At 59.5% G+C, this 14670-nt stretch carries 13 protein-coding genes, 1 tRNA gene and 1 riboswitch; of the genes, 5 read left to right on the top strand and 9 right to left on the bottom strand.

What is annotated here, in order from left to right:
• Positions 1 to 71: 71 nt before the first annotated feature.
• The gene (locus tag A6A03_RS02770) at positions 72 to 542 is read right to left on the bottom strand and encodes a MarR family winged helix-turn-helix transcriptional regulator (RefSeq protein WP_066783349.1); all 471 of its coding nucleotides are present in this window, start codon (positions 540 to 542) and stop codon (positions 72 to 74) included.
• A 161-nt stretch (positions 543 to 703) separates the two neighbouring features.
• Here A6A03_RS02770 and cfa point away from each other — a divergent pair, with 161 nt between their 5' ends.
• A complete protein-coding gene (cfa, locus tag A6A03_RS02765; protein WP_066783347.1) occupies positions 704 to 1888 on the top strand; it encodes a cyclopropane fatty acyl phospholipid synthase in 1185 nt (394 codons plus the stop codon).
• A gap of 26 nt (positions 1889 to 1914) precedes the next feature.
• On the opposite strand, the gene A6A03_RS02760 is transcribed toward cfa, so the two are convergent.
• Entirely contained in the window at positions 1915 to 2370 is a 456-nt protein-coding gene (locus A6A03_RS02760; RefSeq protein WP_245668791.1) for a GNAT family N-acetyltransferase, read from the bottom strand.
• A 67-nt stretch (positions 2371 to 2437) separates the two neighbouring features.
• On the opposite strand from A6A03_RS02760, the gene A6A03_RS02755 reads away from it, so the two are divergent.
• The 3 genes from A6A03_RS02755 to A6A03_RS02745 all read left to right on the top strand — a co-directional run bounded on the left by A6A03_RS02755 (position 2438) and on the right by A6A03_RS02745 (position 3616).
• A tRNA-Met gene (locus tag A6A03_RS02755) sits at positions 2438 to 2512 on the top strand.
• Positions 2513 to 2711: 199 nt separating this feature from the next.
• Positions 2712 to 3158 (top strand): DUF4395 domain-containing protein, encoded by a 447-nt coding sequence (locus A6A03_RS02750; RefSeq protein ID WP_066783342.1) that lies wholly within the window; start codon positions 2712 to 2714, stop codon positions 3156 to 3158.
• A 14-nt stretch (positions 3159 to 3172) separates the two neighbouring features.
• Complete coding sequence (locus A6A03_RS02745) at positions 3173 to 3616, top strand: thioredoxin domain-containing protein (RefSeq protein ID WP_245668790.1); 444 nt, start codon at positions 3173 to 3175, stop codon at positions 3614 to 3616.
• Here A6A03_RS02745 and A6A03_RS02740 read toward each other — a convergent pair.
• From A6A03_RS02740 to A6A03_RS20575, 7 genes are all read right to left on the bottom strand, one after another.
• Positions 3562 to 5091 (bottom strand): MutS-related protein, encoded by a 1530-nt coding sequence (locus tag A6A03_RS02740; protein ID WP_066783338.1) that lies wholly within the window; start codon positions 5089 to 5091, stop codon positions 3562 to 3564. The two genes, A6A03_RS02745 and A6A03_RS02740, sit on opposite strands and share 55 nt — an antisense overlap.
• Positions 5092 to 5754: 663 nt before the next feature.
• Complete coding sequence (locus tag A6A03_RS02735) at positions 5755 to 7281, bottom strand: MutS-related protein (protein WP_066783481.1); 1527 nt, start codon at positions 7279 to 7281, stop codon at positions 5755 to 5757.
• A gap of 44 nt (positions 7282 to 7325) precedes the next feature.
• Positions 7326 to 7388, bottom strand: a riboswitch (Fluoride riboswitch).
• 296 nt (positions 7389 to 7684) lie between these two features.
• Entirely contained in the window at positions 7685 to 9124 is a 1440-nt protein-coding gene (locus A6A03_RS02730; protein WP_066783336.1) for an aminotransferase family protein, read from the bottom strand.
• A gap of 334 nt (positions 9125 to 9458) precedes the next feature.
• Positions 9459 to 10163, bottom strand: a complete 705-nt coding sequence (locus A6A03_RS02725) for a PIG-L deacetylase family protein (RefSeq protein ID WP_066783334.1) — start codon at positions 10161 to 10163, stop codon at positions 9459 to 9461.
• A 52-nt stretch (positions 10164 to 10215) separates the two neighbouring features.
• Positions 10216 to 10599, bottom strand: coding sequence for a HEPN domain-containing protein (locus tag A6A03_RS02720; protein WP_066783332.1), 384 nt, complete (start codon positions 10597 to 10599; stop codon positions 10216 to 10218).
• The gene (locus tag A6A03_RS02715; RefSeq protein ID WP_066783329.1) at positions 10586 to 10939 is read right to left on the bottom strand and encodes a nucleotidyltransferase domain-containing protein; all 354 of its coding nucleotides are present in this window, start codon (positions 10937 to 10939) and stop codon (positions 10586 to 10588) included. Before A6A03_RS02715 ends, A6A03_RS02720 begins: the two co-directional genes overlap by 14 nt.
• On the bottom strand, positions 10936 to 11877 hold the full coding sequence (locus A6A03_RS20575) for a HEPN domain-containing protein (protein WP_066783327.1): 942 nt from the start codon (positions 11875 to 11877) through the stop codon (positions 10936 to 10938). Before A6A03_RS20575 ends, A6A03_RS02715 begins: the two co-directional genes overlap by 4 nt.
• 185 nt (positions 11878 to 12062) lie before the next feature.
• On the opposite strand from A6A03_RS20575, the gene A6A03_RS02705 reads away from it, so the two are divergent.
• Positions 12063 to 14282, top strand: a complete 2220-nt coding sequence (locus tag A6A03_RS02705; protein ID WP_066783325.1) for an FdhF/YdeP family oxidoreductase — start codon at positions 12063 to 12065, stop codon at positions 14280 to 14282.
• Positions 14283 to 14670: the final 388 nt, after the last annotated feature.

Below are 14670 nucleotides of genomic sequence, written 5' to 3'. Positions count from 1 at the left end.
GCCAAAGAAGCGGTATCATGAAGAATACCGTTTGAAAACAGGCAAAGGATTCGCAAGCGAGGAGGAAACGGCTATGTTTCGGCCTCGATGGCTTGCTGGGCAGCCAGATCGGCGGCTAACCCATCCCGCAGCTTCAACAGCAAGCGGGTGAGCTGCTCCTGCTCTTCCGCATCGAGCAGCCCCATCCGGCGCTCGACCGCTGCGTTGTGCATCGCTAGCGCCTCGGCGCGCACTGCCGCACCGCGCGGCGTGAGGATCAGACGTTGCGCCCGCCGATCGTCGGGATCGGGATTGCGTCGCACTAATCCGTCGCGCTCAAGCCGGTCGACGAGCCGGGTAATGGTGCTTTTGACACAGAGCAGCTTCGCACCCACATCGGTCAGGCGCTGACCCTGCTCGAGATCGAGTTGCAGCAACAAATTGAACTCGAGCGGCGTCAGGTTGGTGTGCGCTAGCGCGCGTCGGTCGCCGTCATCCAGCAGGACGTAGACATCGTGGATAAGCTGGTGCGGCAAATGGGAGCGAACGTCGTGTTGTTTCATAATAGTAAACCTGCACATGTGCAATGATTTTCTTTGCAAGTAGTATACCGCTCTTAACAGGGGGTGACAAGTGATGAAGTGATACCGTAGGTGAATATGCGGCAAGCGACAGTTGCGAAGGATGTTCAACCGTTTCGCGTACATCATACGAGGAGGTTGCTATGACTGAACGCGAACTGGCTCCTCTGCCAACAACAACGAATGTCGCTCAACCTAAACTGCATGCTCTCCACCGGCGGGCCCGTACCTATGCGGTGCGATTGCTCGACGCTGCCGGCATTACGGTCAATGGTTCACAACCATGGGATATTCAGGTTCACGATGAACGGCTCTACTTGCGTTGTCTGCTGCGCGGCTCGTTGGGCCTCGGCGAAGCGTATATGGACGGCTGGTGGGATTGCGCGGCGATCGATGAGTTTATTTGCCGGTTATTGCAAGTGCAAGCGCCGGCGCAGGTCGGTTGGTTGATCAACCTACCGCTCTGGTTCGACAGCCGGTTGATCAATCGCCAGCGTGGCAAGGGCGCGTTCGTGATCGGCCAGCGCCACTACGATATCGGGAATGATCTCTATGCCGCGATGCTCGACCGCCGCGTGATCTACAGTTGCGCCTATTGGGATAGCGGCGCGCGCACGCTCGATGAAGCGCAAGAGGCCAAGCTCGATCTGATCGCACGCAAGCTCGATCTACAACCGGGCATGCGAGTGCTCGACATTGGGTGTGGCTGGGGCGGCACGGCCCAGTATCTGGCTGAACGCTACGGCGTGCATGTGGTTGGGATTACCGTCTCGCGGGAACAGGCCACTCTTGCACAAGAACGTTGCCGTGGCTTGCCGGTGGAAATCCGGCTGGAAGATTACCGGCAAACGCGCGGCAGGTTTGACCGGATCATCTCGGTCGGGATGTTCGAGCACGTCGGCTATCGCAATTATCGTACCTTTATGCAAACGGTGCGCCGCTTGTTAGCCGATGATGGTCTCGTGCTATTGCACACGATCGGCACGAATGTCGCCTACCAAGGGCGTGATGCGTGGATCGAACGTTACATCTTCCCCAACTCGATGTTGCCCTCGCCGCGCTTGTTGGCGGCGGCGTTCGAGGGGGTGTTCGTGCTCGAAGATTGGCACAATTTCGGCATCAATTACGTAGCGACGCTCAAAGCGTGGCATGCCAATTTCGAGCGGGCATGGCCGCAGCTTGCGCACCGGTATGATGAACGTTTCTACCGCATGTGGCGCTTCTATCTGTTGATGAGCGCCGGCAGCTTTATGGCGCGGGCCAGCCAGCTCTGGCAGTTGGTATTGTCGCCGCGCGGGGTGAAGGGTGGCTACCGGTCGGTGCGGTGAGGAGGGGTGTCATTCCTGTGCCTCCTTCACCGCAGCCGCCGTTCCATAAATACCGTTTCGGCGATCGGGGTTGGGTAATACGGTGCGCAGCGGGTAAAGCCGAGCGATTCGTACAGCCGGATCGCGCTGCGCATCGTGGGCAGAGTATCGAGCCGCATCAGCTCGTAGCCGATCGCCGCCGCTTCCGCCACGATCTGGCTGGCGAGTTGCTGGCCTAACCCCGACCGGCGAAACGGTGGCCGCACATACAATCGCTTCATCTCGCAGATCGTCGCGCTCAGCGGGCGCAAGGCCACGCATCCCGCCGCTTCACCGGCGACAAGCGCCAACAACAGCCGGCCCTGCGGTGGTGCGTATGCGCCGGGAAGCGCGGCTAGCTCAGCTTCAAACCCCTGATAGCCGAGATCGATGGGCAGGCTGGCGGCGTATTCGCGAAAGAGCACGCGGATCACGTCAAGGTGTTCTGGCCGTTCCGCCTGCATTACAACCCCATGTAGTGAAGAACCTCTTGACATAGTGGTTTTGATGTGCTATAGTAGCAAATGGTGACGCGGCGTGGAGCAGTGGCAGCTCGTCGGGCTCATAACCCGAAGGTCGCAGGTTCGAATCCTGCCGCCGCTACCAGACTGAACGGGACACAGCACTGCTGTGTCCCGTTTATTTTACCCGAAATGTCCATGAGGACACGGATGAACGCGGATTGAGACGGATGGACACGGATTGGGCCGCCGTGGGGACATCCGTGGTTTTTAATCTTGACAAAACAGACCATCTTATTTAAGATTAACCTAAGAACTTGAAAACTTGCGTAAGGAAGTTGTCTATGGCCACTCAACCCATTGCTTCGCCACCCACTCTCGTTGATCGCACGGCGTTGCGCGTCAATCAAGCTACGATCATCCTGCTTGTGTTGATCGCATTCGTCACCGATTCGCTCTGGCTGCTCGCCTTTGTCGCTGCGGTGATGGCGCTTGGCACTATCTCGCCGGCGCTAGCGCTCTTTCAACGCCTCTATCGCGATGTGTTGCGTCCGCGTGGTCTTTTGCGTCCCGATGTACACCAAGAAGACCCCGCCCCTCACCGGTTTGCCCAAGGGATGGGGGCAGCAGTGTTAATCGCGGCCACCATTGCCTTGTGGTTCGGCGCGCATCTGCTCGGTTGGGGGCTGGCGTTGCTCGTGGTTGCGCTGGCGGCTGTGAATCTGCTCTTTGGTTTTTGCGCCGGGTGCTTTATCTTCTTTCAATTGCAGCGTTTGGGGCTGTGGAAATGATCGAGCGTCTCTTCATGATCGTTGCGCTCGCAGCCGGACTCGGCTTGCTGTGGGTAGGGGTACGCTATTGGCAGGCGTCCCGGTTACGCGCGCTCGGCCAAGCGCCCCTCTTTGCTGGTATTGTCCCGCTTGGCCGGCCAGCCGTGATCGCGTTTTCAACCCCCGGTTGCCGTGAATGCCGCACGCGCCAAGCGCCGGCCCTAGCCCAGTTGGCCGCAATAATGGGTGATCAGGTTGTAGTGACTACATTATCAGCGCCTGAACATCCGCAGCTTGTCGCGCAATTGGGCATTCTCACCGCGCCGGCGACGGTTGTGCTCGATGCTGGCGGCGCGGTGCGGCACGTGAATCAAGGCTTTGCCGACGCCGCAACCTTGGCGCGGCAGGTGCGAGCGTTGCTGCCTCAGACTGCGGCGCTCTCATCTGAGGCTACCTGCTCAGCTTCGCCAAACACCTGATAGTAGAGATCCGTCCCGTAACTTGTCGCTTGCGGCTCGGCCACCCGCAACTTGAAGGTACGCGAGCCATCGGCTTGCCGTTCGGCCCGCAAGAAGATCGTATCCACTCGCTGCATTCGCCACCAGCCGCGGGCAAAGTCGTAGAGGTGCGTCACAAACACCACTTTGATCTGGCTATCGAGCAGCGCGCCGATAATCTGGCGCGCGATCTCGCTCCCTTCCTGTTCGTTGGTAGCGGCAAACGATTCGTTGAGCAGGATCAGCGCGTGCGGTTGAAGCTGATCGATAATCGTGCTCATCCGGGCCAGCTCTTCGTCGAATTTGCCGCTGTTCATAGTGGCATCCTCTTCGCGTTTGTAGTGGGTGAAGACGCCGCTACAGATGTTGGCCGAAAAGGATATAGCCGGTACAAACATTCCGCATTGCATCAAGAGTTGGGCGATCCCCGCGCTGCGCAGAAAGGTCGATTTGCCACCCTGATTGGCGCCGGTAATGACAAACAGCGCCTTGCCGCCAGCGTCAATATCGTTGCCGACCACCGGCTGTTGGGTGGTGAGCGCGAGCGACAGGTCGTAGAGACCTTGGCAGGCGAAGTGGCGTTGGGTGAGCGGCAATGGTTCCGGGAAGGCGACCGGCATGTGCAGTTCGTTCAGCCGCTCGGCGAGATTGAGGCAGCCGATGTAGAAGGCCAATTCGCGTTGCAATGCCTTAAAGAAGCTTTCCACATGGGTGGCGGCTTGCGCCACCGCATCCGCCGCGACGTTCAAACTGCGATCGCGCAAGTCACCGAGAATCCGGCTGCCGGCCTCGTCTTTGGGTGGCAAGGTGTAGGCATAGCTCGGTGTGGGGTCAACCAGCCGCTGCAACCAGTTCTTTTGCGGTTGGTTGGGCTTGCACAACACATAATCTCCCGGCTCGTTACCGCGCCCTAGCCCGGCACTGGCCAGCATGCCGTCGCGAAAGCTGAGCTGGCGCAGGTGATAAGCAATCTCGGCTAGATAGTCATCGCCGAGTTCTTGTTGGATCATGGTGAAAAAGCGGCTGAAGGCAGGCGATTGAAATGCGGCGCCATACTGATCGGCGAGACGGCGCAATGCTTTGAGCAGATCGAAATAGGCAACCAGCATAGCCCGCGCTTCGCTCAGAATACTGCTCGGATAGTGCATGCCAAAAAGCCCCAGCCAGCGTTTACGCTTGAGTTCAAACGCTTGCACCGGAATGTGGTAGAGCTCCCGGATGACCTCGGGATGGCGCAGACAATCTTGCAAGGCCGCTTGCCGGTAGGCGATGTGGTTCACATCGGTCAAGCTGTTGAGCAGCACGCGCTGTACTGTCGTGGCGATGAATTGGTCGCCGTTTGCCATTGTGATAATGATCGGGGCAAGCGCCAGATCCCGCAGCAGCTCTTCGGCTTGCGGTGGCGGCGGTTGGTTGGGATCATCGTTCTGATCGGGATAGAGTAAGTAGACATGCATAGGTGTGCGTCCTATTAGGTCATGGCCTGCTTTGCTCGACTTTTCCCCGCAAGTGCGCGGCTTAACGCTTCATTGCGAGGGGCAGTAGCGCACAGCGATGCTGTGCGTCTCGCCCCCGAAGCAATCTCCCGCTGAGGCGCAACCCAATGGCGTGGAGGCATCTCTCCGCTGAAGGAGGAGATTGCTTCGCCTCGCTCCGCTCGGCTCGCAATGACAAGGCGGGGAGCAGGAGATTGCTTCGCCGCCTGCGGCGGCTCGCAAGGACAAGGGTCCTCTGTCATTGCGAGGGAGCGGCGGCGTCCAGCAGCGCTGGCGCCGCCCGACCGAAGCAATCTCCCGCTTCAGCGCAATGGATGCCTGAGCGGATAGCTCCCGTGCTTGCAGGAGATTGCTTCGCCTCGCTCCGCTCGGCTCGCAATGACAAGGGTCCTCTGTCATTGCGAGGGAGCGGCGGCGTCCAGCAGCGCTGGCGCCGCCCGACCGAAGCAATCTCCCGCTTCAGCGCAATGGATGCCTGAGCGGATAGCTCCCGTGCTTGCAGGAGATTGCTTCGCCTCGCTCCGCTCGGCTCGCAATGACAAGGCGGGGAGCGGGAGATTGCTTCGCCTCGCTCCGCTCGGCTCGCAATGGCATGTGTCGCCCTCACCGCAATCCCATTTTTCCTCATACCCTAGCCCCCATCCGCTCTCTGATCTGCTGGTAGGTCAACCGGTACTTATGGGCCACCGCCAACGCATAGGCCCAGCCATCAGCCGCTTGGCGCACCACTTTGAAGGTGCGTTGGGCCGGGTTGGCCGGATCGACAAGGCTGACCATACTGGCCGTTTGCTCGTTCAGCCGCGAGAGTTCATCGAGAAACGTCACCCACACCCCAAACGCCTGCCGCTGCAAGATGCGCCCCATCAGCTCTTTGCTCAGAAAGGTCGCATCTTCGGCGGTGGTGGAATTGAAGATTTCGTTCAGGATCAGTAGCGTCTCGCCGGTCGCTTGGGCCAGCAGCTCGTGGATGCGCACTAGCTCGTCTTGGAGTTTGCCGCGCAGATTACGAATGTCTTCACTCCGTTCAAAATGGGTGAAAATCTGGTCGGGAATAAACAGGCGGGCCGAGCGAGCCGGCACTGGCAACCCCAAACTAGCGAGATAGTGCAACTGCCCGACCATGCGGGCAAAGGTCGTTTTACCGCCCTGATTCGGCCCCGACACCACCAGTATGCGCTCCGGTTCGCTGAGGTCGTAGTCGTTGGGCACAATCGGCGTCTGCCGGACATAGAGCGCATGGGCCAGCGCCAGATCAAATCCGTCGCGCACCGCTTCATTGCGGTCGCTGCGGCTGATCACCGGATAGCAAAACAGCAACCCCTGCTGGCGAAAGCGGGCAATAAACTCAAGGTAGGCGAGGTAAAACTGAATTTCGCGATCGAAGCGGCGAATCGTCTCGTCGATGAACTGTTCGTGCTGCGCGCAAAACTGGGCCAAGGCGGCAAACGGCTCTGGCGAGAGGCGCGCAACAAACTCGACGATCTTCGCTTCGATGTGGCTCATCCCCGCTGCTTCGCGCAGATTGGAGAGGTAGCTCGGACTGTCTTCTTGGCGGAATTTGGCGAAGACGGCGGTGATTTCCGGGCTATAGGGTTGTTCGCCTTCATAAGGCTTGACAATAAAGGTATCGCCGCGGATTGTCAGGCAAAATCTGATCTGTTTCAGGGCCTGATGCACCTGTTGCGCGGCGTTATTCAGTTCGCCAAACTCCAGCGTTTGCAGATAGCCGAACAGATAGTCGCGAAACGCTTGCAGACCGGCGGAATGCAACTCGGCCTTGCTCAGCGCGCGGGCCAACTCGCTCACCGCAGTGCAATAGGTCAACGCCGCTTCGAGCAGCCACCCTTGCCGGTGATGCTCGTAGATCAGCGTCTGCCTGAGCGCGAGATAGCGGTACACGGCGGCCATCTGCTCGTTGAAGGCGGTGATGGCTGCGTAGACCGGCGCTTGCTCGAGATCGCGCACCACCGCTTGCCGCTGGCGGATCAGTTCCTCGTCACGCAGCGGCGTATGAAAGAACGGTTGCAGCCGTGCATCTTTGTGCGAAGCGGCAATCGCCTCCACTACCTGATCGAGGTTCAAATCGGCGAAGCATTGTGGCGCCGGTGCCTCATCGGGGGTATCGATGAACAGAATGCTGTGAAATGCCATCGTCATCTCCCTCGCCTCTAACACAAAAGCCTCTACAGAAGTCACCTTCTGTAGAGGCCATCAGCCCGCGGGCAGTTGCAACGGTGAGCCTCATCACCTTTCATCTACCTATAGTCTACCACGCACATAGTGAGAAGGCAATAGTTGTGGGGGTGATTTTACCCACAATGCACTAGCCTATCAGGCTGTTGCCTTGCGTCACGCGCACCGGTTGGCGCAATCCCCTGCACCCGCTGCTGCGTCTGCGGTGAACCATTGCAGCGGATGACGGGCGCAACGTGATGTGATCGGTTACAGTAAATCATGGTAGAGACGGACGGCCGTCCGTCTCTACTATGATGCGATGGCAATGAATTGGTTATAGAGACGGACAGCCGTCCGTCTCTACGAAATATATCCGGGTTTAATCGGCGGCCACGGCGGTTTTCGTTTCCGCGGGCGGATTGATCGCAAACATCGCCGGTGTGCTGCCCAACTTGCGTCCCAGTGCATGCACCGCCTCGGTGACGATGCGCACGCAGCGATCGGCCTCTTCGCGGGTGAGGATCAACGGCGGGGCCAGTTGGATGACCGGTTCGAGCCGGTCGTCGGCCCGGCAGATCAAGCCGCGCTGCTTCAACTGATCGCTCAGCCACACCATCAGCCGCTCTTCGGCCAGCGATTCGCGAGTGGCGCGGTCGCGCACCAGCTCAACCGCCATAAACATTCCCATCCCGCGCACCTCGCCGACGTTGGGGTGATCGCCGACCGCCGCTTCCAGTTCACGCATCAGGTATGCACCCATCTCGCGGCTGCGCTCAAGTAGGTGTTCGCGTTCGATGATGTCGAGGTTAACGAGCGCGGCGGCGCAACTGGCGGCGTGCCCGCCAAAGGTGATGCCGTGCATGAACTTGTCGGCGTCGTTGTCAGAGATGAACACATCGGCGATGGTGTCGCGCACAATGGCTGCGCCGAGCGGGGCATACCCGCTGGTCATAGCTTTGGCGGTGGTGATGATGTCGGGGGCGACTCCCATCGCGGTTGAGCCAAACCAATCGCCGACCCGGCCAAAGCCGCAGATCACCTCATCGACAATCATCACAATCCCGTAGTGATCGCAGATCTGGCGGATGTGCTGGAGGTAGCCGGGGGGCGAGACAATCGCGCCGCCGCTATTCTGCACCGGCTCCATGATGATGGCGGCGATGGTTTCTGGCCCTTCAAACTCGATCAGGCGCTCGACCTCATCGACGCAAACGCCGCGGCAACCGCTGTGCAATGCGCAGTAATCGCAGCGGTAGCGATAGGGGAGCGGGACGTGACGCGCTCCCGGCACGAGCGGGCCGAAGCCGTTGCGGAGCGAGGTAACGCCATTGACCGAGAGCGCACCCATCGAGGTGCCGTGGTAGCTGACCCGCCGGGCAATAATCTTGCTGCGGTCGGCAAAGCCGCGCCGGCGCTGGTAGGCTTTGGCAATCTTCAGCGCTGTCTCAACCGCATCGGAACCGCCGGTGGTGAGGAAGACTCGCGAGCGCGGGCCGGTCGGGCTGATGGCAGCCAGCCGCGCCGATAGATCAATCAAAGGCAGGCTAGGGAAGCTAAAGGGGCTAACGTAAGCGATGTCGTTCAGTTGCGCGCTGATCGCCTCAACAATTTCGCGGCGACCATAACCGACATTGACTGCGAACAGACCGGAGAGACCGTCGATGTACTCATTGCCGTCTTGATCCCACACGCGCGACCCTTCGCCTCGCACGAGCACAGTGGGTCGCGCGCCGGTACTGGAGAAATGGCCCATCTGGAAGAAGTGCAGCCAGACATTGTCACTGAGGGCCTGTAAGCGATTGTTGGTCAAGGTACTCATATAACCTCACTAACTACGTCCGCCACCGTGGCCTCCAACGCGCTGTGCGCGACTGCTACGCCGCAGTAGGCATCGAAGGGAGACCACATCGTAGGCACGCGCCCCGACGCTGGCGCGGACACGGAGAACAGGGCTGCGCACCGGACTCAGCACCCGGCGCGACCGAGATGCGCGCGGCCCTGACTCACGCGCACCTCACGGGTATCAATCTGCCAACGGAGTGCCTTTCTAGCCGGACGAGCCGGCGCTATCAAACAACCATCCAGCGCGTACACCAAACTATGCGGGTGCAGCCAGCGGCTGCCCGTTCCCGATAGTTGTTCGTGTCGCGGGGCTAATTATCGACCAGACGCATCACCCGGAAGGCTTCGGCATACGCCGTGCCGATCTTGGCGCCGTTCTCGGCATCCCACTTGCGCACCCAATCGGCGACCTCGGGGCCAAGTTGCGAGCGATGGCAGAGCAGGCTCTCGATCTTCTGCTCGATCCGATCGCTGATGTCGAGGTAGAGATCAGGGGCCGGCGGGAACATCAGATAGAGTTCACGCACTTTATGCGGCTCGTAGCCTTCGGCGAGCAATTCCGGGAAGATCGGACGGGTTTCGGCGCTGGGGAAGACGGCGTAGATCGCTGCTTCGCCGGCGGCCCGGTGATCGGGATGATTGATGTACGTGCTGCCGGCAAAGACCAAGGTCGGGTCTTGGCAGAGCACGCGGAAGGGGCGTACCTCGCGGATCAGGCGGGTCAACTCGCGCCGCAGCTCGAGGGTTGGCTGCAAGACGCCGTCGCGATAACCGAGGAAGCGCACATCATGCACACCCAGCACTGCCGCCGCTGCGCGCTGTTCAGCTTGCCGGCGCGCGACCAATGCCGCCAGATCGATGCCCGGCTCGTTGGAGCCAGCCGACCCATCGGTGACGATACAGTAGGTAATAGGATGCCCAGCCGCTGCCCAACCGGCAATCGTCCCGGCGGCAGCGAACTCGATATCGTCAGCATGTGCGGCAATCACTAAGATCGGTTCGGGCTGGACGTGCATACAACCTCCCTTTTCCTAGTCTACACGAAGATCGGGGGGCTTGTCTAGGGGGTTATGCCGCAACGAGATCTGTGACGTATGCCAAGACGCGCTGCGCGATCTCAAGCGCTTCCTCGGCATCACGTTGATTAGGCAGCGATTGGGACACATCGGGAGTGAAACCCGGATAGCGAGTCGTTGTGTAAAATCGATCAAGCAGTTGAATCTCAGTTGCCATCGCTGCCAGCGGCGCAGCATGGACTTGGCTGAGCAGATCGGGCAATTTGTGAATCCGGGGCGGCACAAGGCCTTGATGAACAATCAATGCTTTGAGCGACTTTTCAACGCACTGTTGGCAATGAAAGCACACCTGATTAAAGAGGCCTTCGCGCATGGCAAGTTGGGCGATACGTACATCATCGCGCGCAAAAGCCAGCCATTGTTCAGGATCGCTCATAGAGCACCTTCCCTTTAGCGATAATCTCTTCCTGCACCATCAGATTCGACTCTTTCATCGTCGCAAATTCGCGCGGCGTATAGACCACAATGTCAACCCCAAGGCGTGGGTGCAGTAATAGCAGCACCTCGCGGATGCGATCAAGGTAGCGTTGATCGGTATCTTTCACAATTAACAGATCAATATCCGACCACTCATGGATCTTCCCCTCAGCTAGCGACCCGAACAGAATAATCTGTTCGGGGTGGTAGTGCTCGCGCAACAGTTCGACGTAGCGGGCCAATTCCGCTTCCAGCAACGCGCGGCGTGCTTGGATGGGATCGGTGATGGGGGTGTTCATAGGGTTTGTTGGTTGGTTGGATAGTGATGAATGAGACGTTGTGCAATCGAAAGCGCCTCTTCGGCGAGCGAGACCATGTGGCGGGCTTTCGCTTCATCGAAAATCTCCCATGGAGTTAGTTGTTGTTCTTCAAGCCCATCATCGCTCTGAACACGTACGTCTATCCCCAAAGTGTCAGCAATCGTAGCCAATCGTTCAATATCCGGCGACAGCTCAGCAGGAAACCGTTGATGAGCCAATGCTTCTCGCAGGAGCGTTCCCAGTTGATGGGTGCGTCCGGGTGGTCCTAACAATGCTAAGACAGCTTTTGCCGCATTTTCGCTTGCAAGCTGGGCATTATCTACTGCAGACCGCCAGCGTTGGAGATCAAGGTCTTGGTGTGCTTCTTTGATAAAGCCACTAGCTAATTTGGTCCGATAGTTTACGTTTTGAATCGTATGTGTACGCTCTTCTGCATGAACCTTCTCCCAATTCAATGCCCAGCCAAAACCGGGGAATTCGCGCCACTCCCAAATCAGATCACGTCCGCGTTGGATCCGGTAGAGACCGTGCCGGTCGAGGAGGGTACGGATGGCGGCAAGGTGCGCGGTCAGCCAACCGTCACGATCGTAGAGCACAATGCCATCGAGCGCGATGTCGAGGTACAACGGCGCAAGATAGGAGGTGAATTCGGCTGGCGTTTTGGCGATCACGGTCGCTCGTCCGCGCCATGCCTCCGGCAAGCAGGCAAGCAGGTATTGGTGGCGCTCCCATACCGATGTTGGCAGATGTTCCGCGATCAGCAACAGATCCCAATCGCTTTCGGGCCGGGCATCACCCCGCGCTCGTGAGCCAAACAGGGTAATCCCGACCAAGTTGTGGCCTAACTGTTGTTGGAAGGCTGCCACAACCGGGGCGAGCTCATTGCTGATTGCTGTGGTTGGGGTAGCGCCGGTCACGTGATCCTGCCTTACGTGGGTGGAAGATGGTTATCGGTAGTCTTTATTGTACCGGATCTGATTGCGTTCGGCGAGACGGTGCATAGGAGCGGGCCGTGAACATCCGTGAATCACTCCTGCCTTACCCATTTGCTGGTACAATACAAACAGCATCCCCCAATCGAATCAACCGGCGAGGAGGCAGCATGAAACGACGGGGCTGGAATCCGGCGACGTGGGTGAGTCTCGTACCCAATGGGCTTGGGCAGGTCAAGCCGAACCATTATTGGGAAATGGCGCGCACCGTGTGGGAAAATCGCGATAGTCTCGGCAAGGCATGGCGGATTTTGAACGAGGGTGTCTGCGACGGGTGCGCGTTGGGTACCGCCGGGTTGCGCGATTTTACCATGAAAGGCGTGCATCTCTGCACGGTGCGGCTGAATCTGTTGCGTCTCAATACGATGCCGCCGCTTGATGTGCGCCGGCTAGAGGACGTAACATCGCTGCGCGATCTGAGCGGGCGTGACTTGCGCGCGCTTGGCCGGCTGCCCTACCCGATGATCCGCCGGCGCGGCGAGCGCGGCTTTCGCCGGATCTCGTGGGATGCGGCGCTGAACGAGATTGCCGCCCGCCTGCGCGCCGCCGATCCGCGCCGGATCGCGTTGTACCTCACGTCGCGCGGTATCACCAACGAGACCTACTACGTGGCGCAGAAGGTGGCTCGCTTTCTCGGCACCAACAATGTCGATAACGCGGCCCGTCTCTGCCACGCTCCTAGCACGACTGCGATGAAGCAGGCGCTTGGCGTGGCTGCTTCCACCTGTAGCTACCGCGACTGGATCGGCAGCGATGTGCTGCTCTTCATCGGCAGTGATGCGCCCAACAATCAGCCAGTAACGACGAAATACCTCTATTACGCCAAGCAGCACGGCACCCGCATCTTCGTCATCAACCCCTACCGCGAACCGGGTCTCGAACGTTATTGGGTGCCGAGCGTGTTCGAGAGCGCGCTATTCGGCACGCGCCTCGCCGACCGCTTCTTCCAGATTCACACCGGCGGCGACATCGCGTTTCTCAACGGCGTGCTCAAGCATCTGATCGAGCGCGACTGGATTGACCGTTCCTTTATTGATGCGCATACCTGCGGCTTTGCCGATGTGCAGATCGCGTTGGCTGGGCAGTCGTGGGAAGAGTTGGAACAGGCGAGCGGCAGCACCCGCGCCGAGATGCTGGCCCTCGCCGAGGTGCTGGCACAGGCCAAGAGTGCGGTCTTCATTTGGAGCATGGGTATTACCCAGCACGAGTATGGGGTCGAGAATGTCAGAGCCATTCTCAATCTGGCACTGGCGCGCGGGTTTATCGGGCGCGAATACTGTGGCGTGATGCCGATCCGCGGCCATAGCGGCGTGCAAGGCGGCGGCGAGATGGGGTGTTTGGCGACGGCCTTCCCCGGCGGGAGACCGGTGAATGCCGAGCAAGCGCGCTGGCTGGGCAAGCAGTGGGGCTTTGCCGTGCCGGATTGGAAAGGTCTCAGTTGCGGTGAGATGCTCGATGCCGCCTACGATGGCGCGCTGGACGTATTCTATGCGGTGGGGGGCAATTTCCTCGATACCATGCCCGATCCTGACTACATCCGCGCGGCGCTGAGCCGTCCGGCATTGCGTGTCCATCAGGATATTGTCTTGACCAGCCAAATGCTGGTTGATCCCGCCGACACCGTGATCTTGCTGCCGGCAGCTACTCGCTACGAGCAGCGCGACGGCGGCACCGAAACCACCACCGAACGCGAAATCATCTTTTCGCCGTTCATCACGGCGCCTCCCGGCGAAGCGCGCAGCGAGTGGGAGATTCTGATGCAGGTGGCCGAGCGGGCCTACCCCGAACGCGCGCGCCTGATCCGGTTTGCCGATGGCTACCAGATTCGGGAAGAGATTGCCCGGATCGTGCCTGAGTACGACGGCATTCAGCGGCTGCGCAAGGCTGGCGATCACGTGCAATGGGGCGGGCGCATTTTGTGCCGTGATGGCCAATTTGCCACTCCCGACGGCAAAGCGCACTTTACCCCGCTGACGCCGCCGCAAACCCAATTGCCGCCGGGGATGTTTGTGCTCAAAACCCGGCGCGGCAAGCAGTTCAACTCGCTCGTGCATGCTGAGCGCGATCCGTTGAACGGCGCGGCGCGCGACGACGTACTGATCAACCCCGACGACGCGGCGCGGCTGGGTCTGCGTGAGGGCGAGCGGGTAGTGTTGCGGTCAGAGGCGGGCGAAATGCAGGCTCGGATCAAATTGGCGCCGCTCAAGCCGGGCAACATTCAGGTGCATTGGCCGGAAGGCAATGTGTTGATCGACGCGCGCCGGCGCGATGCCGGATCGGGGGTGCCGGCCTACAAGGCGGTGGTTAGCATTCACCGGCTGGCCTCGTGAATAGCTTGGAATAGCCACGAAAAGACACAAAAGACACAAACTTTGTTGTGGCATTTGGGTCTTTTTGTGGCCCTTCCCGGTTATGGAGTGCGGCAGTGTGACTGCCGCAGTCCAAAGCGAGCGCGCAGCCTATTGAGCTGGCTGGAGGAATAGCCACGAAGAGCCGCAAAAGACACAAACTTTGTTGTGGCATTTGGGTCTTTTTGTGGCCATTCCCGGGTATGGAGTGCGGCAGTGTGACTGCCGCAGTCCAAAGCAAGCGCGCAGCCTATTGAGCTGGCTGGAGGAATAGCCACGAAGAGCCGCAAAAGACACAAACTTTGTTGTGGCATTTGGGTCTTTTTGTGGCCCTTCCCGGTTATGGAGTGCGGCAGTGTGACTGCCGCAG

It is taken from the genome of Chloroflexus islandicus, assembly GCF_001650695.1.
Classification (GTDB): Bacteria; Chloroflexota; Chloroflexia; order Chloroflexales; family Chloroflexaceae; genus Chloroflexus; species Chloroflexus islandicus.
Note: the sequence above shows the minus strand (reverse complement) of the source record. Positions and strands in the feature narration are given on the sequence as shown.